Origin of the sequence: Chryseobacterium sp. CH21, assembly GCF_004119445.1 — a bacterium.
Taxonomy (GTDB): Bacteria; Bacteroidota; Bacteroidia; order Flavobacteriales; family Weeksellaceae; genus Chryseobacterium.
The window spans coordinates 54,957-79,612 of the sequence record NZ_QICI01000069.1 but is presented as its reverse complement, the minus strand read 5'-3'; the positions used below and the strand labels follow the sequence as shown (position 1 = coordinate 79,612).

The window sequence follows — 24,656 nt, the reverse complement described above, 5'->3', positions numbered from 1 at the left end:
TAAGATAAAAGTGTTTCATCTGAAATTTCCCGTAAAACTTCCAAAATTCTTCCGTAATTTGCAATTAAGTTGTTCATTGTAAATGTTTTGTAGCAAAAACAATTTACTGGTTTTCAATCGAATGAACAACTTATTTTTTTGCATTCATAATGCACAACGGGTATCAATTTAAATAAAAATGTAATTAATAAACAAAATTTTTGAGTATTACGAAAATAGTGCTTAAATTTGCTGACGTTTATTACGAGGAAAAATTTGACCTGATTGCAACCTCTATAAAAAAATGCTAAAACAGTATTCTTTTTTCTGGGCAATCCTATTCATATTTTTCGCAAACATTATTTTTAAATCTTTAAAAACAAAAGAATTATATGTCTTATTTATTTACATCTGAATCAGTTTCAGAAGGACATCCGGATAAAATTGCCGACCAAATTTCCGATGCATTAATCGACCATTTCTTAGCATATGATAAAAACTCAAAAGTTGCATGTGAAACTCTTGTAACTACCGGACAGGTGGTACTGGCAGGAGAAGTAAAATCTGATGCTTACCTTGATGTACAGACCATTGCCAGAGAAGTAATCAACGGGATTGGATATACCAAAGGAGAGTATATGTTCAATGGAGATTCTTGTGGAGTGATCTCTGCAATCCATGAGCAGTCACCTGATATTAACCAGGGGGTTGACAGAGCTGTAAATGATGGGTCTTTTGAAGCTAAAGCTAATGCTCAGGGTGCAGGAGACCAGGGAATGATGTTCGGATATGCTACCAATGAGACGGCTAATTATATGCCTCTTGCATTGGACCTTGCCCACACCATCCTTAAAGAGCTTTCTGCAATCAGAAGAGAAAATAAAGAAATCACTTACCTTCGTCCTGATGCAAAAAGCCAGGTAACGATTGAGTATTCTGACGATCATAAGCCAATCAGAATTGATTCTATTGTAGTTTCCACTCAGCATGATGATTTCGGAAGCGAAGAAGAAATGTTGAATAAGATTCGTGAGGATATTAAGAATATTCTTGTACCAAGAGTTGTTGCACAACAAACGGAAGAAATTAAAGCTTTATTCAACGATCAGATCAAATATCATATCAATCCTACAGGAAAATTCGTAATCGGAGGACCTCACGGAGATACTGGTCTTACTGGTAGAAAAATCATCGTTGATACTTACGGGGGTAAAGGGGCTCACGGAGGAGGTGCTTTTTCAGGAAAAGATCCATCTAAAGTAGACAGAAGTGCTGCGTATGCTACAAGACATATTGCTAAAAACTTAGTAGCTGCAGGAGTAGCTGATGAAGTTTTGGTACAGGTTTCTTACGCGATTGGAGTAGCTGAGCCTTGCGGTTTATATATTAACACTTACGGAACTGCAAAAGTAGATCTTCATGACGGAGATATTGCGAAAAAAGTTTCTGCAATCTTCGATTTAAGACCTTATGCGATTGAGCAGAATTTAAAATTAAGAAATCCTATTTATCAGGAAACAGCTTCTTACGGACACATGGGTAAAGAGCATTATGTAGCTGATAAAACGTTCAACAAAGGACATAAAAATGAGCTTACATTAGAAGGTCTTGAGTTCTTTACGTGGGAAAAACTAGACAAAGTAGAGGAAATTAAAACCGCTTTTGGAATTTAATTTTCTTTTTAAAGAATAATAAATGAACTGCTTTATCTCTGGATAAGGCAGTTTTTTTTAATTTTACACCTTAATAATATAGAAAGATGATGAATTTTCGAACTGTAGTTGCCATCCTATCCATGGTTTTGCTTAGTACAATGATAAAAGCTCAATATACCATGCATAAAATGATCAGTGTGGGATATACCTACCAGAACCAAAGTTTTGGTGAAGTAGGGGGCAAATTGCTTTTTCTTAAGAATGACGATGTAATTTATAGATTGGGAGGATCTGCTTTAATGGGCGTTGCAGGCTCCAAGTTTGCCATTATGCCGAAGCTGCAGGCAGACGTTCTTCTTAATTTTGAAAAAAATGTGGATTTCTATCATTCTTATTACTTCTTAGCCGGAGTGGAAGGAACTACCAAATATATTGCTCCGAAGATTGGAGTTACTCTGTTTGGGATGCTGGACCTTACTGGCGGCTATGCATTTCCTATCGGAAATACGAGATTGAACGGAAAAGAAATGAAAGGATTGAATGTTAATTTTACATTAAATATCCCTACCGTGTTCATTCATGACATGTTTAAATGATTTTTTTTAGATTTTTCTCTATAAAATTTAATAATAGGTTAACAGTTATTAAAAAATTATTATATTTACATCATAATAATTGTACCCGCCTATAGAAGTGACTCTACTTTAGAACTGTTTTGTTTATACAGCAAAGGCCAGAAGAAATATCTGGAGGAATGCCTGTCTGCAAATATTTATATTGAGAAGAGTTATGAAATCAAAATCGGATAGTTTACTAATTTCCCTTTACCAGAAAGGAGACGAGGGCGCATTATCAACCCTTATTCACCGACATCAGAGAGAACTTTTACATTCATTTTTTACAAAATTAATGATGAAGATTTAGCCAATGATATCTTTCAGGATACATTCATGAAGATTATTGTCATGCTGAAAGAAGGACGCTATAACGAAGAAGGTAAATTTATTCTTTGGGCGAAAAGAATTTCCCATAATTTAATCATCGATCATTTCAGGTCAAAAGCAAAGAATATCAAAGTTTCGGAAACTACTTTTGAAACGGATGAATATTCTATTTTTGATTTGATCAGAGAACCTTCAGAAAATATTGAAGATCAGCTTGTAACAAATCAGATTCAGGAGGATCTGTTGAAGATGTTGCAATTTTTACCCCTCAACCAGCAGGAGGTCATCAAACTGAGGTTTTTTGATGGGCTGAGTTTCAAAGAAATTGCAGATCATACAGAGATGAGCATTAATACCACTTTGGGAAGAGTACGGTATGCGCTCATTAACCTGAGAAAAATCATGGATGAAAACAACATAATATTAACCAGATAAATAATATTTTGTGAAATTTCACGTTTTAAGGAAAACATACTTCGCTTATGAAAAAAATGACTCCTTAAAAGTGAAAACTTTGAAACCTAAGAAACAAACAATTGATTTTTTGCTGAATTTTTCCAAAAGCCTTGAGATTGTGAAAAGCAAGAGCAAAAATTATCCTATTTCAAAAAATTAAAATTATTAACTTTGTGCTGTATGAAAATGCAGCATGTTTTTTTTGACCTGGATAACACACTCTGGGATCACCGCAGAAATGCCTATCTTACCATCAAAGATCTTTTTGAAAAACAGGAAATTACTTCGAAGTATGCTATAGACTTTGAAGAATTTCATTCTGTATATCACGATATTAACGAAGAATTGTGGGAAAGGATCAGAGACGGGATTATTGGCAAAGAGTACTTGAGAGAACACCGTTTTTATGATTCATTTAAACATTTTGGAATCGATAATAAAGAGCTCGCTCTTTATTTTGAAGAAAATTTCCTTGATAATATTGTGAGTCATAACCAACTGGTAGAAGGCGCTGAGGACATTTTGGAATATCTGAAAGCTAAGAATTATACATTACACATTATTTCCAATGGATTTCAGGAGGTTACAGAAAGGAAATGTACCCTGTCTGGAATTGCACCTTATTTTAAAACAATTACCAGCGCAGATGCAATTGGGGTAAGAAAGCCGAATCCTAGGATTTTTGAATATTCTTTAGGTCTTTCCGAAGCCAGAAAAGAAGAAAGCATCCTGATTGGTGACGACTGGATTGCAGATGCTATGGGAGCTACAGACTTCGGAATGGATGCTATTTTCTTTGACATAGATAAAAAGAGAGATGATATCAGCAAGATCAAAGTAATTGAGAATTTATTACAGCTTAAAAATTATTTATAATAAAAAATATTTTTATTTGTAACTTTGATCGTAATAACCTTAAAATTACTCAATATGAAAAAAAATCACATTGCACTTTTTTCAAAAGTATTATTGATGTTTGTATTTGTTTTGGGGATAGATGCCTTTTCTCAAGATATTAAAACACAGAAAGTAAAGTTTGAAGTAGGTAAATCTTCCGTATTGATAAAGGGAACCGTAAAAGGATATCAAATGGTAGATTATATTGTTACTGCAAAGGAAAATCAGATATTGAACGTTGATTTTAAAGCGGATAAAGGAAGTTGTTATTTTAATGTATTACCTCCGGGCTCTCAGGATGAAGCTATTTTTGTAGGAAGTTCAGAAGGAAATAATTTTGCAGGAACATTATCTTTATCGGGCCCATATAAAATTAGGGTGTATCTGATGAGAAATGATGCAAGAAGAAATATAGTTTCCAATTTTAGTTTAAATATTCTGGTGAAGAATAATTAAAAGAAATAAAATTTGAAAATACAGTTTATAAAGCCATTGAGATTATCTTGATGGCTTTTTATTTTAATACTTTTAGAAACCAACACAAACATCTGTGTCAATCTGTAGTTAAATTAAATATTCCCCACCAAAATCATTTTTCCCAATTCTTTCCCAAATTGATTAAGAACTTTGCTTCATAATAATAACAGAAAAATGTAATAGTATGAAAAATGTAAAGAAAATCACAGGAGTATTAATGATCTTATTTTTATTGAGTGGAGGTTTATTTTTTGCTCAGGATAGGGCAATCAATGCGAATCAGCTACCCAAAACAGCTAAAACCTTTCTTTCTTCCTATTTTAAAGGAATACCAGTAAGCTCAGCAATAGAAGACAGAGAAATCTACGGTGTAGATGAATACAAAGTGTATCTAACTAATGGAATGAAAATGGAATTTGACAGCAGCGGAAACTGGAAAGAAGTAGATGGTAAACATCAGAAAATTCCTTATGGTTTCATTCCTGCATCCATCAGAAATTATAGTACTAAGAATTTCCCCAATACCTATATTACTAAAGTTGAAAAGAAAAGATGGTCTTACAAAGCAGAACTTTCCAACGGATTGGAGCTTGAATTCGACAGAAACGGGAATTTTAAAAGAATTGATGATTAATACTACACTGAATACAAACACAAAATAATAATATTATGGTCAACTGGAATTTAATAAACAATGACGGAAGAAAAACCTCTTCTGCCCAGATTAGAAAGAATATCGTTTCATTTATGACAAGAAATCGCCCTTGCAGTGTGATAGATTCTATTGAAAGAAAATACAACACCTATAAAATTGATTTAATGAATGGTTTGTGTCTGGTTTTTGATGCAGACGGGCACTTTGTGAAATCGAATTGATTGTAAGGATGGAAGTTGGATGCTGGAAGAGGGAAGTAAATATGTAGATGCACATAACTTCCAGTTTCCTTCTTCAATTCTTCCAGCGTATAATTTCATATATTTGATATCAATAAATCATGCAGCAGAACCTATAGATCCAGAAATATGAAGATTTTAATTGTAGAAGATGAACCCGAACTGAAGGATACCGTACAGAAGTTTCTGGAAACAGAACATTTCATTGTAGAGTATGCAGAAAACTATCGCAATGGACTTGATAAAATTATTTCTTACGAGTACGACTGTATTTTACTCGATATTATGCTGCCTGACGGAAACGGAATCGACTTGCTGAAAGAGATCAAAAGAATGCATAAGAAAGATCCTGTGATCATCCTTTCTGCTAAAGACTCCGTAGATGATAAGGTGACCGGACTGGAAATTGGGGCTGATGATTATCTTGCAAAACCCTTCCACCTTGCAGAGCTGATGGCGAGAATTAAGTCTGTGATCAGAAGAAAAAATCAGGACGGCGAAAATATCATCCGTTACAAAAATATAAGTATTGATCCGGAGAACAGAACGGTAAAAGTGAGCAATGAAGAGCTTGTGCTTAACCGGAAAGAATATGATCTTTTATACTATTTTGTGATCTACCCGGAAAAAACATTGCAGAAGACAACTTTAGCAGAGGCTATTTGGGGAGACTATATCGATCAGGCAGACAGTCTGGATTTTATTTATTCTCAGATTAAAAATCTTCGTAAAAAATTAAAAAACCTCAATGCAGAAGCTGATTTCCAAGCTGTGTACGGAATAGGATATAAATTTATCTGATGAAAAGCTCATTAAAATACTATACCATAAAATACCTGATCATGATCCTGCTGCTGATTATAGCGGTATGGGCAGGTCTGTTTTATGCCTACATTCTGGATGAAGTGCATGATAATGTAGATGATGGTTTAAGGGATAGAAAGATACAGATCATTAAGGCTGTTTATCTTAATCCTCAGCTTTTGAACAATAATGAGTTTGGATTTAATGAATTTAAAATCAATCCCATTAAAGCTGAAAGCTATCAAAACAAAAGCAGGCTTTACAACAAAATGTACTACATGGAATATGATGATAAAGACCAGCCTTACAGAGTTCTTGAGGCAGACTTCATTGATCAGTTCAAAAAGCAGCAAAGGCTTGTTATCAGAACTTCTACCGTAGAGGAAGATGAGCTGATCTACGATCTTACGACTGCGTTGATTGTACTTTATATCCTTTTAGTCATAAGTATTGTTGCTGTCAATGGATATCTGTTGAATAAAGCGATGAGACCGTTCTACAGAATTCTGGATAAGCTTAAAAAATATCAGTTCGGAATTCCATTTTCACAGGAAAAGCAGACTTACAGAATCACAGAGTTTGAAGAATTAAATGTTGAAATTAATGAGATGATTGAACGCAATGAACTTGTTTTCTACCAGCAGAAACAGTTTATTGAAAATGCATCCCATGAACTTCAGACTCCTTTGGCTATTGTGATTAATAAGATCGATCTCATGATCCAGAATGATGATCTTGACAAAAAGAATATGACCTTTCTTACTGAAGTGAAGAATGATCTGAGAAGAATGGTAGGCTTAAATAAATCTTTATTAATGCTTTCCAAGATTGAAAACAGTCAGTTTTATAAAACTTCAGATGTTGATTTTAATGGAATGATCGCCCAGCTTGTTCAGAATTATGAAGATTTCATTGCCTTTAAAAAAGTAGAAGTCAATATCATTGAAAAAGGAAAATTTGTCGCGGATTTCAATCAGGATCTTGCAGATATTTTGCTGTCTAATCTTCTTAAAAATGCAGTAAAATATAACAATGAAGAAGGAACTCTGAACATTATCATTGAAAATAACAGAATAGCATTTCAAAACAGTGGAAATCCTGTGTCTTTAGATCAGTCAAGGATTTTTAACCGTTTTTATAAACAGGGATCAGATCATACCTCCACCGGACTGGGATTGTCTATCATTAAAACCATTATCAAACAATATCCGGGCTGGGATATCAATTACGAATATGGGGATCAGATGCATTATTTTATCCTGACAAAGAATAATGCCCGCTAAAAAAACATACTTCATATGAATAGAAAAAGCCTTTCAAACGAAAGGCTTTTTTATATTTAAAACTCAGTATTAAAATCCTAAGCTTGTTCTTACTCTTTTAAGAGTTTCCAGTGCAATTGGTCTGGTTTTTTCTGCTCCCTGCTGAAGTTTTGCTTCAAGCTCATCAAGATTGTTCATATAATAAGCGAACGTTTCTCTTTCTTTGGCAAAACGTACCAGAATAAGATCCAGTAATTCTTTTTTAGCATGACCGTACCCGAAGTTTCCGGCAAGATACTTAGCTCTTAATTCTTTAGTCTGTTCAGGTGTCGCAACCAGTTGATAAATCTGGAATGTCTTATCTGTTTCAGGATCCTTAGGCTCTTCTAGAGATTTCGAATCCGATTCAATACTCATAACCTGTTTTTTAAGCTCCTTTTCCGGTAAGAAAATATTGATGATATTTCCTCTTGATTTAGACATTTTCTGGCCGTCTGTTCCCGGAACATATTTTGTGTCTTCCTGAAGTTCAGATTGTGGAAGTACAAGAATTTCACCCATCTGGTTGTTGAACCTTGAAGCAACATCTCTTGCAAATTCCAGGTGCTGAAGCTGATCTTTTCCTACAGGTACAATTTCAGCATCATACAGTAAAATATCTGCAGCCATCAAAATAGGGTAAGTAAACAGTCCGGCATTTACGTCCTGAAGTCTGTCAGCTTTATCCTTGAATGAATGAGCCAGTGTTAATCTTTGATAAGGAAAAAAACATGATAAATGCCAAGAAAGTTCACAGGTTTCAGCGATATCACTTTGTCTGTAGAAAAATGTTTTTTCAGTATCTAATCCACAAGCAAGCCAAGCCGCAGCAATCTCGTAGGTATTTTGTCTTAACGTCTGCGCATCTTTAATCTGGGTAAGCGTGTGAAGATTCGCAATAAATAAAAATGATTCATTTCCTTCCTGCTTGGAAAGTTCAATAGCAGGAATAATGGCCCCTAATAAATTTCCAAGATGGGGTGTTCCGGTGGCTTGAATGCCGGTAAGAATTCTTGACATTTGTTTAAAATTTATATTTAAAAATTAATGAATAGCAAATTTACGAGGTTTGCGGAGAATAAAGAATGAAAAAGTAAAAAGATTAAAGGAATCAAGAGCCAAGAGACATATATTTTTCCTCAATCATCTGTGGTAATCCGTGTAATCCATGGTTAAAAAACTAAGGAATCACAATCTTCTCTCCTCCAAATTTCGGTTCTACACCAAAAAGGAGATCCCAGTAGGCTTTAGCTTTCGCAGCATATTCTCTCAAATTGGTCTTTAATCCTGCATATTTATTCACATCAGCGGCATTGTATCCAAAGGCTTCCATACCATTTTTCTGGCCAGAAAAACAGCTCTTTCATTGTGGAATTTCTGAGAAATAATAACCAGTTTTGTCTGACTGAAAATATCCTTTGCTCTTACCACAGAATCCAGCGTTCTGAATCCAGCGTGATCCATAATGATTTTATCCTGTGGAACTCCGCTTTGCATTAGTGCCAGCTGCATATCTTCAGGTTCGTTATAATCTTGCGTGCTGTTGTCTCCGCTGACAATGATGTATTGTATTTTTCCGCTTTTAAATAAATCTGCTGCTGCTTTAATTCTGTTATAGAAATAAGCATTCGGAGTTCCGTTACTCAAAAGCTTTCCGGTTCCCAGTAAGAGTGCGGTTTTTGTTTCCGGTACATCAGCAATATTGTAGGAAACAAAGGCTTCGCTGTCCTTTTTGATGCTGTAATTTGCCCAGGCAATAAAAATAATTCCTGCAACGAAAAGAAGCAGGAAAATTTTAAAAATATTTTTGATTATTTTTTCATCTGAAAAGATCTTTTAAAACTCCAGACCGTTCGGGAAAGCTTTTTTTCTGAATATTAGTAAGAATGCCGCTCCTACAGTAATGGCAGAATCTGCAACGTTGAAAATATATTTGAAGAACTCAATATGTTTTCCTCCAATTAATGGCCAGCTTTCAGGAACATTCCAGTCTACCAGTGGGAAGTGAAGCATATCTACGACACACCCTTTCATAAAAGTAGAATATCCTTGTCCGAAAGGGGCAAACTTGGAAATCCCTCCATAACCAATCCATCGGTCAATACTTGGGTCATATACCGTTCCGCTGTCGAAAATCATTCCGTAGAACATTCCATCGATAAGATTTCCGATTGCTCCGGCAAAGATGACAGCCATCGGGATCAAAAGATAGTTGGATGCGCCTTCTTTCAACCATTTTTTAAACATATAAACCATTCCTCCAATCAGGAAAAGTCTCAGGATCACCAGGAAATATTTTCCGATAATTCCTCCAAAGTGAAATCCGTAAGCCATCCCCGGGTTTTCTACGAAGGTCAGCTTAAAACCTGGCAAAACAGTTACGCTGTCATCCAGATTAAAGTGGGTTTTGATATAAATTTTTGAAGCCTGGTCAATTAATAACACCAAAAATGTTATCGCTAAAATCTTTTTCATTACTGCCCTTTAGGTTTTGAAGGCTTTGCAGCCGGCTTTACATTTTTATTGTCGCTTGCTTTCTTGACTACTTTCTGTCCGTTGTATGAACTCTTAACATGAGCTTTTTCAAATTTAATACCCATTTCTTTCAGAACACCTTTCAGTGCAGTAAGCTCCATTGCATTTTTTGGATGTACTATAATAGATTCCATTTCTTATATTTAATTTTTACATTTTAGACAATTCGTCCAGTCGTTTTCTGTCTTTTTCAGACAGATCATTGATTCCGTTTTTGCCCATTTTGCTTAAAAGTCTATCGATTTCTTTCTCCCGTTCACGTTTATCAGAATTGAATTGATCATCAATGGTGTAGTTCTTCTGCTGATCAGGAAAGAATCTGTTTTTGATCCATTCTCTGTTGAAAAACAAAAGGACTATTGCGATAATAAATCCCAAAACTAATAATTCGCTCATGGGTATACATTAAAAATTAGGTTTATAAAGTATCCTTGAATACGATATAAACCCAATATTATTTTTCAAACCTTACGGTTATTTTTGCATGTTTTTCGCTTCGATGCTCAGCGTAGCGTGAGGAACGGCTAAAAGTCTTTCCTTAGGAATCAGTTTTCCTGTTACTCTGCAAACACCATACGTTTTATTTTCGATTCTGATCAAAGCATTTTTAAGGTCACGCACGAATTTTTCCTGTCTTCCTGCCAAAATAGAGTTCTGCTCTTTGCTCAGCGTTTCTGCTCCTTCTTCAAAAGCCTTGAAAGTAGGAGAAGTATCATCGGTTCCGTTATTCTGGTCATTGATGAAACTTTCTCTGATAAGCTGAAGATCTTTTTCTGCTTTTTCTATTTTTTCTTTAATGATCGCTTTAAATTCCTGTAAATCAGCATCGCTGTATCTAACTCTTTCGTCTGACATATTCGTTCTCTTTTTTAATAAAATTATGAAATGGAATTTGAAATATAATAACTACATGTTAATTTTTTTCAACATTTATCTTAAAATTAACCTCATCTATTTCGATTTCGTTAAAATTTGAAAGTGAAGATACAATTTCTATTTTATTTGACAAGACTTCGGAAGAAATATATTCTTCATTTTTCTTAATCTCATTCAAGAAAGGAGAGCTTTCTTCTAATGTGATTGAAATTCTGTCTGTCAGATCAAAGTCTTTGTCTTTTCGCAGGTTCTGAATTCTGTTGATGAACTCTCTTGCGATCCCTTCAGATTTTAATTCATCGGTTAACGTCAAATCTAATGCCACAGTTGTTTTTCCATCGGAAGTAACTGTCCATCCTGGGATATCTTTTGTAGAAATTTCCACGTCATCAAGGGTAATTTCATATCCCTGAACATCCAGTTTTCCTTCTTTTTCAAGAGCGGAAATCTGTTCTGCAGCAAGATTGCTAATCTCGGCACCTACTACCTTCATGTCTTTTCCTAGTTTAGGGCCAAGCGCTTTGAAGTTAGGTTTTATCTGTTTTACAATTAAGTGTGATGCTTCTTCAGCATTAATTAACTGTAATTCTTTTACGTTTACTTCCTGCTTGATAAGGTCTGCAACAGCAAGAATCTGCTCTTCTGCTTTAGCATCCAATACAGGAACCAATACTTTTTGTAACGGCTGACGAACTTTTACATTTTCTTTCTTTCTCAAAGAGAAAACCATACTGGTAATGTTCTGAGCTAAATGCGTTTTTTCAACCAGATCCTGATCAATTAAACTTTCATCAGCTACCGGGAAGTCTGTTAAGTGTACAGATTCACAGCTTTCTTTTCCTGTTACTTTATTAAGATCCTGATATAATTGATCCATAAAGAATGGAGCAATAGGAGCAGATAGTTTTGCCACTGTTTCAAGACAAGTGTATAAAGTCTGGTAAGCAGAGATCTTGTCATCAGAATAATCTCCTTTCCAGAAACGTCTTCTACACAATCTTACATACCAGTTGCTTAAGTTATCATTCACGAAGTTGCTGATTGCTCTTGCTACTCTTGTTGGCTCATAGTCTTCATAGAAAGCTTTCACTTCCTTGATCAGAAGATTAAGCTCAGAAAGGATCCATCTGTCTATTTCCGGACGGTTTTCCACTTCTTTTTCCGAATAGTTGAAGCCATCCACATTCGCATACAAAGCAAAGAATGAATAGGTATTGTAAAGTGTTCCGAAGAACTTTCTTCTTACTTCATCAATTCCTTCAATATCAAACTTCAGGTTTTCCCATGGGTTGGCATTCGAGATCATATACCAACGGGTAGCATCCGGTCCGTATACAGAAAGTGTTTCGAACGGATCTACCGCATTTCCTAAACGTTTTGACATTTTTTGTCCGTTCTTATCCAGAACAAGACCGTTACTCATTACGTTTTTATAAGCAACCGAATCAAATACCGCAGTTCCGATAGCGTGAAGCGTATAGAACCATCCACGCGTCTGGTCAACACCTTCTGCGATGAAATCAGCAGGGAATGCTTTGTTGTTGTCAATTAATTCTTTGTTTTCGAAAGGATAGTGCAACTGTGCATAAGGCATAGACCCTGAATCGAACCAAACGTCGATCAAGTCGCTCTCACGCTTCATTGCTTTTCCTGAATCAGAAATCAATACTACTTTGTCTACTACATTTTTGTGAAGATCCACAAGCTCATAATTAGACTCAGACATATTTCCGATGATAAAACCTTTGAACGGGTTTTCAGTCATCAGTCCTGCTGCAATTGATTTTTCGATTTCGTTGTATAATTCTTCTACAGAACCGATGATCTTTTCTTCTTTCAAATCATCTGTTCTCCAGATTGGCAACGGAATACCCCAATATCTTGAACGGGAAAGGTTCCAGTCATTTACATTTTCTAACCAGTTGGCAAAACGTCCTTCTCCGGTAGCTTTTGGCTTCCAGTTGATGTCTTTGTTTAAATTAACTAATCTGTCTTTTACAGCAGTCATTTTCACAAACCATGAATCCAGCGGGTAGTACAATACCGGCTTATCTGTTCTCCAGCAGTGTGGATAAGAGTGGACATATTTTTCTACTTTGAAAGCCTTGTTCTCCGTTTTCAACAGGATCGCAAGTTCTACATCCCATGATTTCTCAGGAGCAGTTCCTTCATCGTAGTATTCGTTTTTGATATAAGTTCCGGAGAATACCGCAGGCACATTGTTTCCTTTGATGAATCTACCTTGTAAATCTACCAATGGTACAAGATTGTCATTTTCATCTTTTACCAACATTGGCGGGATCTCAGGCTGAGCCATTTTAGCTACTCTAGCATCATCTGCACCAAAAGTAGGCGCCGTGTGAACGATACCTGTACCGTCTTCAGTGGTTACAAAATCTCCTAAGATTACTCTGAATGCATTTTCAGGGTTGGCATTAGGTGTAAACCAAGGAATTAATTGCTCATATCTTGTATCAACAAGTTTTTCTCCTGTAAACTCTTTTAGTATTCTGAAAGGAATTACTTTTGTTTCCGGAGTATAGTTGGCAAAATCTTCATCTGTACCTTCTGCATATTTTTTACCGAAAACTTTAGGTAAAAGAACACTTGATAAAACAACTGTTACAGGTTCAAAGGTATATTGATTGAAGGTTTTCACTACAACATATTCAATATCTCTACCTACAGTAAGAGCCGTATTGGATGGAAGCGTCCATGGAGTCGTCGTCCATGCAAGGATATGTACATCTCCGTCAACATCATTGAACAATGCTGAAGAGTCCTTCTTTACTTTAAACTGAGCCACAACCGTTGTGTCTGAGACATCACGGTAAGTCCCGGGCTGATTCAGCTCGTGAGAAGAAAGTCCTGTTCCTGCTTTTGGAGAGTAAGGCTGGATCGTGTAACCTTTGTACAACAAATCTTTGCTATACAACTGCTTCAATAACCACCAAACGGTTTCCATATATTTTGACTTGTACGTGATATACGGATCATCAAGGTCTACCCAATATCCGATTTTCTCTGTAAGGTTATTCCATACGTCGGTATAACGCATTACTGCTTCACGGCAAGCTTTGTTATAGTCTTCAATAGAGATTTTTTTGCCAATATCTTCTTTCGTAATTCCTAATTCTTTTTCTACACCCAGTTCCACAGGAAGACCATGCGTATCCCAGCCTGCTTTACGGAAAACCTGTTTTCCGTTTTGAGTCTGGTAACGGCAGAAAATATCTTTCAATGCTCTTGCCATTACGTGGTGAATTCCAGGCATACCGTTTGCTGAAGGCGGACCTTCATAAAAAACAAACTCAGGATTTCCCTGACGAATCTCAACACTCTTATTGAAGGTTTTATTTTGTTTCCAAAATTCCGCTACATTCTCTGCTACGTCAATAAGGTTGAGGTTTTTGTATTCTTTAAATTGGCTCATTGTAAATATCTCAATATCGTTGATTAATTAAGTCTGCAAATTTACTAAAATTTGTCGGTTTATAATATATGTTTTATTTAGGTAATTTCTATTAAAAAGTTCAATTTCAGAAATATAAATGGAGAAAGTGGGAAAAAGTGAATGGTGAATAGTCAATAAGTGAATTTTTCAGACTGCTTTGAGCATGAAATTTAATGCAATTTACTCAATAGGAGTGGGCTTTGGCCCAGTTAAATAATAAAAACATATCCAATGCCTTTAACCAAAACTTACAACATAATCATCTGTGAAGATCTGTGAAATCTGCGGTCAAAAAAAATAAGCATAACTTAAAAATTCGTATATTTAATTAGACGTATAAACCCAAATGCTGTATGAAAATCTTTTATTACCTGATGCTTTTTGTTTGTTTTGTCAACACAGGCATTGTACAAGCTCAAACTAACTATCCACAGAATTATTTCAGGAATCCACTCAACATTCCCATGCAGCTGGCAGCCAATTTTGGAGCTATCCGGACCAATCACTTTCATATGGGATTGGATTTGAGAACCAATAGCCAGGAGAATTTACCGGTTCTTGCTGCAGCAGACGGCTATGTGAGCAGGATAAAAGTGGAACGATATGGATTTGGAAATGCAGTGTACATCACTCATCCCAGTGGCTATACAACCGTCTATGCTCACCTGAACAAATATTTTAATGCACTTGATGAATATGTAAAAGAAAGGCAATATAAAGACGAAAAGTGGGAACAGGATATTACTTTTCAACCCGGACAGTTTCCTGTGGAAAAGGGACAACAGATTGCATTGAGTGGAAATACCGGAGGATCTGCTGGCCCGCATCTTCATTTTGAAATAAGAGATACTAAAACAGAAGAATGCCTTAATCCACTACTTTTTGGTTTTGTTATTCCTGATCATATTGCACCCATTATCAGTGGATTGTATTGGTATGACCGCCGTTTCAGTACTTATGAACCTGGTGCGAATGGTGTTGCTGTTAAAAAAGCAGGAAATGTTTATACTACTAACATTGTCCAGGTGAATTCCCCTGAAATAAGTTTTGCCATTAAAGCCGTTGATAAAGCTAATCAAGGTTTTAATCTGGGTATTTACAATGCAGAATTATTGATGGATGGCAAGCTGATTTACAGTTTTAAAATTGACAAAATCCACTATGACGATACCCGCTACATCAACGGTTGTATAGATTATACCAAATTTATCAGAGATAAAATGGGAATTCAGCACTTAGCTGATTTACCGGGAATGAAACTACAGAATTATAGTCTTCCAAATTCAACAGGAATTATCAAACTTCAGGATGAAAATGTTCATTCCATTGAAATTGTCCTCAAAGATGTAAAAGGAAATACGAGCCGTTTAACAACAAAACTCCAGTTAAACAAAACCTCGGACAAAATATCCTCTACGGCAAAAACAATAATGGCTAACGAAGCGAAAACCATTACCACAGAAGATACAGAGATTGCTTTCAGTAAAAATGCCATGTATGATGCCGTAAATTTCAATGCCTATGAAAAGCCGGATGCTGATCCGAATGCCGTTTCAAATAGTATTGTTTTACAAAGTACTTACATTCCCGTTCAGGATGAATATACTTTAAAAATAAAATCGAATAGAAAATTAACCAATACAGAAAAAGACAAAGCCGTTATCCTCCTTGATTATGGTAGTGATAAAACCGTTGTCAAGGTAAAATGGAATGGTGATTGGGCAGAAGGAAAATTCAATAGATTGGGTACTGCAAAACTATTGATAGACAATAACCTGCCGTCTGTTTCATCAGGCTGGGAAGAAAGAGCACTGGTTAATAGCAGTTCTTTACTCTTAAAAGGAACCACGAAAATTGGAGATATTGTTTCATTCCGGGCAGAACTGGATGGAAAATGGTTGAGATTTGCTCGCGTAAAAGATAATTTTGTCTACACTTTTGATGAAAAATGCCCTAAAGGAAGCGGTTCTCATACTTTAAAAGTAACAACCATCAATACTGCCGGAAATATCAATACACAAACTTTTACGTTTCAGAGATAAATCATCTTTTAAAAGTTGAATCTTTAAATCTTTTCATTTTAATTAAATAAATTTGCCTTTTAAAAATTAAAATCATTGGAATTTCATCCGTTAATCGAAAAAGCAGGGACTCAGGAAATAAAACAATTTCAGGAAGAAAAACTTCGTGAGCTTTTGACCTATCTTGAAACCCATTCCCCTTTTTATCAGAAACTGTTCAAAGAAAATAATATCAATATTGCTGATATCCATACTCTGGAAGATCTTCAGAAGATTCCTACCACCACAAAGAATGATCTTCAGCAGTATAACCACGATTTTTTCTGTATAACACCAGATAAAATTGTCGATTACAGTACCACTTCCGGGACGTTGGGTGATCCGGTTACTTTCGGATTGTCCGACAGTGATCTTGAAAGGCTGGCATACAATGAAGCGATATCTTTCGCCTGTGCCGGGATTCAAAAGGGAGATGTTGTCCAGATGATTACCACTATAGACAAACGGTTTATGGCAGGACTTGCTTATTTTCTGGGCTTAAGAAAAATGGGAGCAAGCGTGGTAAGAATGGGACCCGGAATTCCAGAACTTCAGTGGGATTCTATTTTCAGATACAAACCTAAATATTTGATTACCGTACCTTCTTTTCTATTGAAAATGATTGATTATGCCGAAAAACACGGATTGGATTATAAGAATTCCAGTGTTTATGGGGCTGTTTGTATCGGAGAAAGCATCAAAAACCAGGATTTTACAGATAATATTCTTTCACAGAAAATCAAAGAAAAATGGGATATAAAGCTCTTTTCAACGTATGCTTCTACCGAAATGAGTACCGCTTTCACAGAATGTGAATTCCAGATCGGAGGACATCATCATCCGGAACTCATTATTACAGAAATTCTTGATGATGAAGGAAATCCTGTAAAAGAAGGAGAAAGTGGTGAGCTTACCATTACAACATTGGGTGTTGAAGCCATTCCTCTGTTGAGATTTAGAACCGGAGATCTTGTAAAAGCCCATTATGAACCATGCCAGTGTGGACGAAATACGATGAGGTTAGGACCAGTAGTAGGAAGGAAGCAGCAGATGATCAAATACAAAGGAACAACACTGTATCCTCCTGCAATGAATGATATTTTGAATGATTTTAATAATATTTTATGCTATCAGATTGTTATTCAGGCGAATGAAATTGGTCTTGATGAAATTATCATCAAATTAAGTACAGAAGAAGATCACGAAGGATTTGTCAATGAAGTAAGAGACCACTTCCGTGCAAAATTAAGAGTGAGCCCAAAAATTGAAATTATTGATTTTAATGTTCTTTCTAAAACCGTTTTTAATCCAAACAGCAGAAAGCCAATCACTTTTATTGACTTAAGATAAAATTAAAATAAAGAGTGGGTAAAGATTTCCTTTTTATAATATCTTTGGGCTCTTAAATAGCAAAACTAATACACTATGAAAAAATTATTTCTGCTGCTTTTTGTAGCTATTACCACGACAACTTTTGCCCAGGACAAAATTAGTATTGAGTCTGGAAATTTTGACTTTCTGAAAGATCAGACAGAAGTGAATGTTCAGTTTAAATTTGAAAATCCTCTTTTTCAGGCAGATAATTATACTGAAGCTCAATATCTTGAAAGAAGAAAGACAGAAACATTGGCTAAGAAAGGTGAGGAATCCTGGAAAGAATGGAATAAAGAGTGGCAAAAGCATAAAGAATCTATTTTTTTTGATAAGTTTATTGAAGGAGTAAATGGTAAAGCGAAAAAATAAAATTCAGTAAAGGGGTTTCGGCAAAGTATACCTTAATCCTAGTTACAAAGTGGATCTATGCCGGATGGACAGGATTTGTAACACAGCCGGCTAAGTTATCCTCAGAAATGATATTTGTTGAAACTGAAAACCCATCTAAAGTATTAACTAAAGTTCAAGGTGATAAGATTGAAGGGATAGGAAGTAAAGGTAGCTATCGTATGGAATATGGAAGAATATCCGCAGCATATGAGAAAACAGGAAAAGAATTAGGTAAAGCGATTAAAAATGCTTTACAATAAAACAAAAAACGGTCTGAATTTTCAGACCGTTTTTTTATGCTTGTTTTTGCTGCTCCTGTTTTTCTAACTTGATCAGGTTGGCAAGATTTTTAATCACTGTATCGTGCTTTTTTACAAAAGGATTGTCTTTATTCCAGACATAACCCGCTAAAACTGCACAGATCTTTTTCTTTACATCCGGGTTTTCCGGTTGGTGGAAGAACAGTTCCTGAAGATTTCCGGTATACCATTCTTTAACATACGTGGTGAAAACATCCACACCATATAAAATGTAATCCGAGTATTCCGTCTGCCAGTCAATTTTTTCGCCGTTTAATTGTCTTAAAGCCAGTTTGGCAGCCAACATTCCGGATTCTGTGGCAAAAGCCATTCCCGAAGAAAATACAGGATCTAGAAATTCCGATGCATTCCCTGTTAAAGCAAATCCGTCCCCGAATAAACTTTTCACTGAACATGAGTAATCTTTCAGGTGTTTAGGCTCAAAAAGGAAATCTACCTCTCCAAAACGTTTTACATAATAATCTGAAAGAGAAATTGCCTTTCTCAAAGCTTCAGCTGCATCTCCACTTTCAGATAATTTGTCAATATATTCAGTAGGGCCTACAATTCCTACACTGGTATTTCCGTTGGAAAAAGGAATTACCCAAAGCCATACTTCTGTTTCAATAATGTCAAAAGAAATCAAAGTTCCTTCCTCTCCCGGTTCTCTGTTAATATCGTTTACATGAGAGAAAATAGCAGAGTGAGGAGATAATTTTGAAGGCTTTTCCAAATCAAGCAGGCGGGGAAGTACTCTTCCGTAACCGCTGGAATCAATAACAAATTTAGCATGGATCTCTTTTGTTTCTCCATCCTTATTTCTTACCGTAGTCACAGAATTTGTTCCGTCAAATCTGATGTCGATAACTTCGGTTTCAAATTCAAGATCAATTCCTTTATTAATCACCTCCTGAGCAAGAGTATTATCAAAATCAGCTCTTGGAACCTGCCAGGTCCAGTCCCAGCCTTGTCCGAATTTGTTACTGAAATCAAAAATGCAGACCTCGTCACCGCGAAGGAAACGTGCTCCCAGCTTTTTCTCAAAGCCCATTTTGTCTAATGCAGGGAAAAGTCCGGCCTCCTCAAAGTGGTCCATAACCCTTGGAATTAAGCTTTCTCCGACTACCAGCCTCGGGAATTTTGTCTTTTCAACTACTTTTACGCTGACGTTATTGTTCTTCAGGTACGAAGAAGACACGCATCCGGAGGGTCCAGCTCCGATTACAAGAACGTCAACAGATTCTTTGCTCATCTTTGATTTTTTATTTTAATAATAACTTTTATCTTTGCCGCAAAATTAGTGACAAATAATTAATATTTTACAAAATTATCAACTATTACTTTTAATTGATGAAAATAAATAACTTTTTAGAACTGAAAGACTTTCAAAAAATTATCATTGAGAATGAAAAAATAGAACTGGATGAATCACTTTTATCAAGAGTGGATAAAAGTTTTCAGTTTTTAAAAGAATTTTCAAAAAATAAAGTAATATATGGTGTGAACACTGGTTTTGGGCCTATGGCTCAGTTTAAGATCAGTGATGAAGATACACACCAGCTTCAGTATAACCTGATCAGAAGCCATTCTTCAGGAATAGGAAATCCTTTACCGGCAGAAGAAGTAAAAGCATGTATGCTGGCAAGATTGAATACCCTATCCTTAGGAAATTCAGGAGTGCACCAGTCGGTTATCTATCTTCTTCAGGAGCTCATCAACAGAGATATTACCCCACTGATCTTTGAACATGGAGGAGTAGGAGCAAGCGGAGACCTTGTTCAGCTGGCTCACTTAGCTTTAGTATTGATTGGAGAAGGAGAAGTTTTTTATAAAGGAGAACGAAAATCTACCAAAGACGTTTTTGAAACAGAAGGGTTAGAACCGATAAAAGTAGAGATCCGTGAAGGTCTTGCTTTGATGAACGGAACTTCCGTGATGTCAGGAATCGGTATTGTGAATGCCTATAAAGCGAATCAGCTTACAGATATTTCCCTTAGACTTTCATGTGCCATCAATGAAATTGTGCAGGCTTATGATGACCATTTATCAGAGGCTTTGAACGGAACGAAGAAGCATTACGGACAGCAGAAAGTGGCAGAAAGAATGCGTGCTCACCTTGCAGACAGTAAACTGATCAGAAAAAGAGAAGACCACCTTTATACCCATTTCGAAGAACAGGAAAAAGTATTCAAGGAAAAAGTTCAGGAATACTATTCTTTAAGATGTGTTCCTCAGATTCTGGGACCAGTACTTGATACGCTGGAATATACAGAAAAAGTTCTTGAGAATGAGATCAATTCTGCGAATGATAACCCAATTATCAACGTTGAGGATCAACATGTATATCACGGAGGGAATTTCCATGGTGATTATATATCTCTGGAAATGGACAAACTTAAAATTGTGGTAACCAAACTGACCATGCTTGCAGAAAGACAGTTAAACTATCTTCTGAATGCAAAAATCAATGAAATTTTGCCCCCTTTTGTCAATTTAGGTAAATTAGGGTTCAATTTCGGGATGCAGGGTGTACAGTTTACGGCAACTTCCACCACGGCAGAAAGCCAAATGCTGTCTAACCCAATGTATGTTCACAGTATTCCAAATAATAATGACAATCAGGACATCGTTAGCATGGGAACAAACGCTGCTGTGATCTGCAGAAAAGTCATTGAAAATGCTTTTGAAGTATTAGCCATTGAAGCTATTACTATCATTCAGGCGGTTGAATATCTTGGGTTCCAGGATAAGGTTTCATCCTCTACAAAAGAACTGTATGATGATATCAGAAAGATTATTCCTGCTTTCTCAGATGATATGGTAATGTATCCGTATCTGGAGGGAGTCAAGAAATACCTGAAGGGAATGTAACTATTGGCTGCCATGGATTGTCTTTTAAAGAAAGGCATACAACATCAACTTAAAAAAACTAAAAACGATATAAACACTAACGCATGAAATGTGCAATTATAACAGGAGGCTCCAGAGGAATCGGGAGGGCAATCTGTATAAAACTGGCTGAAGAGAAAAACTATCACATCCTTATCAACTACGCTTCAAACGAAACGGCAGCCAACGAAACTTTGGCTAAAGTGAAAGAATTGGGCGCTACCGGAGAAATTCTTAAATTTGATGTAGGAAATACCGAAGAAACACAAGCTGTTTTAACGGAATGGCAGGAGAAAAATCCTGACGCAGTGGTAGAAGTGATTGTCAATAATGCCGGAATCACAAGAGACGGTCTTTTTATGTGGATGCAGAAAGAAGACTGGAACAGTGTAATCAATACAAGTCTGGACGGATTTTTCAATGTGACCAATTTCTTTATACAAAAGCTGCTTCGTAACAAATACGGAAGAATCATCAATATGGTTTCTGTATCCGGAGTAAAAGGAACAGCCGGACAGACGAATTATTCTGCTGCAAAAGGGGCTTTGGTAGGTGCTACAAAAGCTCTTGCTCAGGAAGTTGCCAAAAGAAATGTTACCGTAAATGCCGTAGCTCCTGGTTTTATCAAAACAGATATGACTCAGGATTTTAATGAAGAAGAACTGAAAGCAATGATACCTGCCAACAGATTCGGGGAAGCAGAAGAAGTGGCAGATCTTGTAGCATTTTTAGCATCTAAAAAATCTTCTTACATTACAGGAGAAGTGATTAATATTAACGGAGGAATTTATTCATAACATGGAAAATAGGGTTGTAATTACCGGAATGGGAATTTATTCCTGCATCGGGACATCTTTAGAAGAGGTCAGAGAATCCCTATATCAAGGAAAATCTGGTATTGTTTTAGATCCGGACAGAAAAGAATTCGGTTTCAGGTCTGGCCTTACAGGAGTTGTTCCTAAACCTGATCTGAAAAACCTTTTAAACAGACGCCAGCGTATCAGTATGGGCGAAGAAAGCGAATATGCTTATCTGGCTACCATTGACGCTTTAAAACAGGCCAATCTGGATGAAGAATTCTTAGATTCTCATGAAGTGGGAATTTTATATGGCAACGACAGTGTTTCTCAGGCAGTCGTAGAATCTATCGACATTGCAAGAGAAAAGAAAGATACAACATTGATGGGATCGGGAGCGATCTTCAAATCAATGAACTCAACCGTAACGATGAACCTTTCTACCATTTTTAAACTGAAAGGAATCAATCTTACCATCAGTGCAGCCTGTGCAAGCGGTTCCCATTCTTTGGGATTGGCTTATATGATGATCAAAAATGGTTTTCAGGATATGATTATCTGTGGAGGAGCTCAGGAAACCAATAAATATTCCATGGCGAGTTTTGATGGATTGGGAGTGTTCTCAGCCAGAGAAGATCAGCCTACAAAAGCATCCAGACCTTTCGATGCAGAAAGAGACGGATTGATTCCCAGTGGTGGCGCAGCCAGCCTGATCGTTGAAAGCTTAGAATCTGCCAAAAGAAGAGGGGCTCCAATCATTGCAGAAATTATCGGGTATGGTTTTTCTTCAAACGGAGGTCATATTTCAACACCCAATGTGGATGGACCAGCTTTGGCAATGGACAGAGCCTTAAAACAGTCAGGATTAAAAGCTTCAGACATCGATTATATCAATGCTCATGCAACTTCTACTCCAATTGGTGATGCCAATGAAGCAAAAGCTATCTACGAAATTTTCGGGAGTGAAGTTCTGGTAAGTTCTACCAAATCTATGACCGGACACGAGTGCTGGATGGCAGGTGCAAGTGAAGTTATCTACTCTATTCTGATGATGCAGAACGATTTTGTTGCTCCAAATATCAATCTGGAAAACCCTGATAATGAAGCACAAAAGATAAATTTAGTCGCAAAAACAAAAAATCAAAAAATTGATGTATTTTTGTCGAATTCTTTTGGGTTTGGGGGAACCAATTCTGCACTAATAGTTAAAAAATTTGATTAAAAACATGGAAAGGGAAAAAATAGTTGCCATCGTTAATGATTTTCTGGTCAACGAATTTGAGGTTGACGGAGACGAAATCAGTAATGATGCCAACCTTAAAAATACACTGGGCTTAGACAGCTTAGATTATATCGACATGGTAGTAGTAATTGAATCTAATTTCGGGGTGAAATTAGGAGAAGCAGATTTCAAGAAAATGATAACATTTGACGATTTCTATACAACGATTGAACATAAGATTGCTGAAAAAAACGCCTAGTTATTAAGTAAATCTTTATTCTATAAAATGGGCCAATGTAATAATATCGCAGCGATCTGATAACAGACGCTTCAAAAAAGATATTGCTACATTGGTTCTCTGTTATATTAAATTCTATATATGAACAAGTGGAAAGGTAAATCTAAAGGAACAGTACTCGGATACAGAATATTCGTATGGTGTATTAGAAATATCGGAATCAGAAGTTCATATGGGGTGCTTTACTTTGTGGCAGCCTATTACTCATTATTCCAGAAGAAAAGCAACCAGTACATTCTTTATTACTTTCAGAAAAGACTCAACTACGGATACTGGAAATCCAAAGCCTCAATATTTAAAAGCTATTTTACTTTCGGGAAAGTTTTGATTGATAAAACGGCTATTTCTGCCGGGCTCAGAGAAAAATATACCTATGAGTTTGATGGCATTGAAAACCTCAGAAATCTTTTAGCCGCTAAAAAGGAGGGGTACTGATCAGTGCTCATATCGGTAATTTTGAAATTGCAGAACATTTTTTGCAGATATTGATTTTGACTGTCAGATCAATCTGGTCACTACGGATCAGGAAGTTACTGTGATTAAGGAATATCTGGAAAGCGTTGCTGTAAAAGAAAGTAATATCAAATTTATTTATGTTAAAGAAGATATGTCTCATATCTTTGAGATTAATCAGGCTTTGTCCAATAATGAACTGATCTGCTTTACAGGAGACCGTTATTTTGAAGGATCCAAATATCTGGAAGCTGAATTGCTGGGGAAGAGCGCAAAATTTCCGGCTGGTCCGTTTTTGATTGCTTCAAGATTGGGTGTTCCTGTAGTGTACGTTTATGTGATGAAAGAGAAAAATCTTCATTACCATCTGTATGCAAGAGTAGCTCAGAATATCAAAAACCGTGATTCTCAGGGACTTTTACAGTCTTATGTTGATAATCTTGAAACCATGGTGAAAAAATATCCGCTTCAATGGTTTAATTATTTTGATTTTTGGGATGATGTTGATTAATTTTTCTATTTTTATCCCATAAAAACGAATAAAAAACTAAAAACCATTAAGATTTACCGAAATTTAAGATCACTTACAAAATTTCTATGCT

At 36.1% G+C, this 24,656-nt stretch carries 23 protein-coding genes and 3 pseudogenes; 18 read left to right on the top strand and 8 right to left on the bottom strand.

What is annotated here, in order from left to right; translation table 11 throughout:
• The first annotated feature begins 371 nt into the window (after nucleotides 1-371).
• From metK to BOQ62_RS14870, 9 genes and pseudogenes are all read left to right on the top strand, one after another.
• Nucleotides 372-1,652 (top strand): methionine adenosyltransferase, encoded by a 1,281-nt coding sequence (metK, locus tag BOQ62_RS14910; RefSeq protein WP_129040718.1) that lies wholly within the window; start codon nucleotides 372-374, stop codon nucleotides 1,650-1,652.
• 86 nt (nucleotides 1,653-1,738) lie between these two features.
• On the top strand, nucleotides 1,739-2,230 hold the full coding sequence (locus tag BOQ62_RS14905) for a hypothetical protein (RefSeq protein ID WP_129040717.1): 492 nt from the start codon (nucleotides 1,739-1,741) through the stop codon (nucleotides 2,228-2,230).
• Nucleotides 2,231-2,423: 193 nt separating this feature from the next.
• Nucleotides 2,424-3,013: pseudogene (locus tag BOQ62_RS14900) on the top strand (RNA polymerase sigma factor).
• A 201-nt stretch (nucleotides 3,014-3,214) separates the two neighbouring features.
• Complete coding sequence (locus tag BOQ62_RS14895; RefSeq protein ID WP_129040715.1) at nucleotides 3,215-3,910, top strand: YjjG family noncanonical pyrimidine nucleotidase; 696 nt, start codon at nucleotides 3,215-3,217, stop codon at nucleotides 3,908-3,910.
• Between the two features lie 54 nt (nucleotides 3,911-3,964).
• The gene (locus tag BOQ62_RS14890; protein ID WP_129040713.1) at nucleotides 3,965-4,387 is read left to right on the top strand and encodes a DNA breaking-rejoining protein; all 423 of its coding nucleotides are present in this window, start codon (nucleotides 3,965-3,967) and stop codon (nucleotides 4,385-4,387) included.
• 205 nt (nucleotides 4,388-4,592) lie between these two features.
• Nucleotides 4,593-5,042: a PepSY-like domain-containing protein gene (locus BOQ62_RS14885; protein ID WP_129040711.1), complete on the top strand. Its 450-nt coding sequence runs from the start codon at nucleotides 4,593-4,595 to the stop codon at nucleotides 5,040-5,042.
• A 35-nt stretch (nucleotides 5,043-5,077) separates the two neighbouring features.
• Nucleotides 5,078-5,284, top strand: a complete 207-nt coding sequence (locus tag BOQ62_RS14880) for a PepSY-like domain-containing protein (protein WP_129040709.1) — start codon at nucleotides 5,078-5,080, stop codon at nucleotides 5,282-5,284.
• A gap of 147 nt (nucleotides 5,285-5,431) precedes the next feature.
• The gene (locus BOQ62_RS14875) at nucleotides 5,432-6,103 is read left to right on the top strand and encodes a response regulator transcription factor (RefSeq protein WP_129040707.1); all 672 of its coding nucleotides are present in this window, start codon (nucleotides 5,432-5,434) and stop codon (nucleotides 6,101-6,103) included.
• Nucleotides 6,103-7,389, top strand: a complete 1,287-nt coding sequence (locus tag BOQ62_RS14870) for a sensor histidine kinase (RefSeq protein WP_129040705.1) — start codon at nucleotides 6,103-6,105, stop codon at nucleotides 7,387-7,389. The genes BOQ62_RS14875 and BOQ62_RS14870 overlap by 1 nt, the downstream gene beginning before the upstream one ends.
• Before the next feature lie 69 nt (nucleotides 7,390-7,458).
• Here the strand turns inward: BOQ62_RS14870 and trpS are convergent, their stop codons facing one another.
• The 7 genes and pseudogenes from trpS to ileS all read right to left on the bottom strand — a co-directional run bounded on the left by trpS (nucleotide 7,459) and on the right by ileS (nucleotide 14,251).
• The gene (trpS, locus tag BOQ62_RS14865; RefSeq protein WP_129040703.1) at nucleotides 7,459-8,427 is read right to left on the bottom strand and encodes a tryptophan--tRNA ligase; all 969 of its coding nucleotides are present in this window, start codon (nucleotides 8,425-8,427) and stop codon (nucleotides 7,459-7,461) included.
• A 160-nt stretch (nucleotides 8,428-8,587) separates the two neighbouring features.
• Nucleotides 8,588-9,240, bottom strand: a pseudogene (locus BOQ62_RS14860) (vancomycin high temperature exclusion protein).
• A gap of 3 nt (nucleotides 9,241-9,243) precedes the next feature.
• The gene (locus BOQ62_RS14855; protein ID WP_129040701.1) at nucleotides 9,244-9,882 is read right to left on the bottom strand and encodes a lipoprotein signal peptidase; all 639 of its coding nucleotides are present in this window, start codon (nucleotides 9,880-9,882) and stop codon (nucleotides 9,244-9,246) included.
• Complete coding sequence (locus BOQ62_RS14850) at nucleotides 9,882-10,076, bottom strand: DUF2683 family protein (protein WP_129040699.1); 195 nt, start codon at nucleotides 10,074-10,076, stop codon at nucleotides 9,882-9,884. The genes BOQ62_RS14855 and BOQ62_RS14850 overlap by 1 nt, the downstream gene beginning before the upstream one ends.
• Nucleotides 10,077-10,092: 16 nt before the next feature.
• Nucleotides 10,093-10,338 carry a DUF6576 domain-containing protein gene (locus tag BOQ62_RS14845; RefSeq protein WP_129040697.1) on the bottom strand — a complete coding sequence of 82 codons (246 nt, stop codon included), beginning with the start codon at nucleotides 10,336-10,338 and terminating at the stop codon, nucleotides 10,093-10,095.
• 78 nt (nucleotides 10,339-10,416) lie between these two features.
• Nucleotides 10,417-10,797, bottom strand: coding sequence for a TraR/DksA family transcriptional regulator (locus BOQ62_RS14840; protein WP_002983772.1), 381 nt, complete (start codon nucleotides 10,795-10,797; stop codon nucleotides 10,417-10,419).
• Between the two features lie 58 nt (nucleotides 10,798-10,855).
• The gene (gene ileS, locus BOQ62_RS14835) at nucleotides 10,856-14,251 is read right to left on the bottom strand and encodes an isoleucine--tRNA ligase (protein ID WP_129040695.1); all 3,396 of its coding nucleotides are present in this window, start codon (nucleotides 14,249-14,251) and stop codon (nucleotides 10,856-10,858) included.
• 374 nt (nucleotides 14,252-14,625) lie between these two features.
• Here ileS and BOQ62_RS14830 point away from each other — a divergent pair, with 374 nt between their 5' ends.
• The 4 genes from BOQ62_RS14830 (at nucleotide 14,626) to BOQ62_RS22535 (ending at nucleotide 18,356) form a co-directional block, all read left to right on the top strand.
• The gene (locus tag BOQ62_RS14830) at nucleotides 14,626-16,314 is read left to right on the top strand and encodes a M23 family metallopeptidase (protein WP_129040693.1); all 1,689 of its coding nucleotides are present in this window, start codon (nucleotides 14,626-14,628) and stop codon (nucleotides 16,312-16,314) included.
• 75 nt (nucleotides 16,315-16,389) lie between these two features.
• On the top strand, nucleotides 16,390-17,682 hold the full coding sequence (locus tag BOQ62_RS14825; protein ID WP_129040691.1) for a phenylacetate--CoA ligase family protein: 1,293 nt from the start codon (nucleotides 16,390-16,392) through the stop codon (nucleotides 17,680-17,682).
• 75 nt (nucleotides 17,683-17,757) lie between these two features.
• Nucleotides 17,758-18,075 carry a hypothetical protein gene (locus tag BOQ62_RS14820; RefSeq protein ID WP_129040689.1) on the top strand — a complete coding sequence of 106 codons (318 nt, stop codon included), beginning with the start codon at nucleotides 17,758-17,760 and terminating at the stop codon, nucleotides 18,073-18,075.
• Nucleotides 18,076-18,182: 107 nt separating this feature from the next.
• A complete protein-coding gene (locus BOQ62_RS22535; RefSeq protein ID WP_164976759.1) occupies nucleotides 18,183-18,356 on the top strand; it encodes a hypothetical protein in 174 nt (57 codons plus the stop codon).
• A 34-nt stretch (nucleotides 18,357-18,390) separates the two neighbouring features.
• On the opposite strand, the gene BOQ62_RS14815 is transcribed toward BOQ62_RS22535, so the two are convergent.
• On the bottom strand, nucleotides 18,391-19,647 hold the full coding sequence (locus BOQ62_RS14815; protein WP_129040687.1) for an NAD(P)/FAD-dependent oxidoreductase: 1,257 nt from the start codon (nucleotides 19,645-19,647) through the stop codon (nucleotides 18,391-18,393).
• Nucleotides 19,648-19,745: 98 nt separating this feature from the next.
• Between BOQ62_RS14815 and hutH the strand changes: the two genes are divergently transcribed.
• From hutH to BOQ62_RS14790, 5 genes and pseudogenes are all read left to right on the top strand, one after another.
• Entirely contained in the window at nucleotides 19,746-21,266 is a 1,521-nt protein-coding gene (hutH, locus tag BOQ62_RS14810; protein ID WP_185146802.1) for a histidine ammonia-lyase, read from the top strand.
• An 83-nt stretch (nucleotides 21,267-21,349) separates the two neighbouring features.
• The gene (fabG, locus tag BOQ62_RS14805; protein ID WP_129040683.1) at nucleotides 21,350-22,081 is read left to right on the top strand and encodes a 3-oxoacyl-ACP reductase FabG; all 732 of its coding nucleotides are present in this window, start codon (nucleotides 21,350-21,352) and stop codon (nucleotides 22,079-22,081) included.
• Between the two features lies 1 nt (nucleotide 22,082).
• The gene (locus BOQ62_RS14800; RefSeq protein ID WP_129040681.1) at nucleotides 22,083-23,303 is read left to right on the top strand and encodes a beta-ketoacyl-[acyl-carrier-protein] synthase family protein; all 1,221 of its coding nucleotides are present in this window, start codon (nucleotides 22,083-22,085) and stop codon (nucleotides 23,301-23,303) included.
• A 4-nt stretch (nucleotides 23,304-23,307) separates the two neighbouring features.
• Nucleotides 23,308-23,562 (top strand): acyl carrier protein, encoded by a 255-nt coding sequence (locus BOQ62_RS14795; RefSeq protein WP_105702438.1) that lies wholly within the window; start codon nucleotides 23,308-23,310, stop codon nucleotides 23,560-23,562.
• A 120-nt stretch (nucleotides 23,563-23,682) separates the two neighbouring features.
• Nucleotides 23,683-24,565: pseudogene (locus tag BOQ62_RS14790) on the top strand (lipid A biosynthesis acyltransferase).
• Nucleotides 24,566-24,656 lie beyond the last annotated feature (91 nt).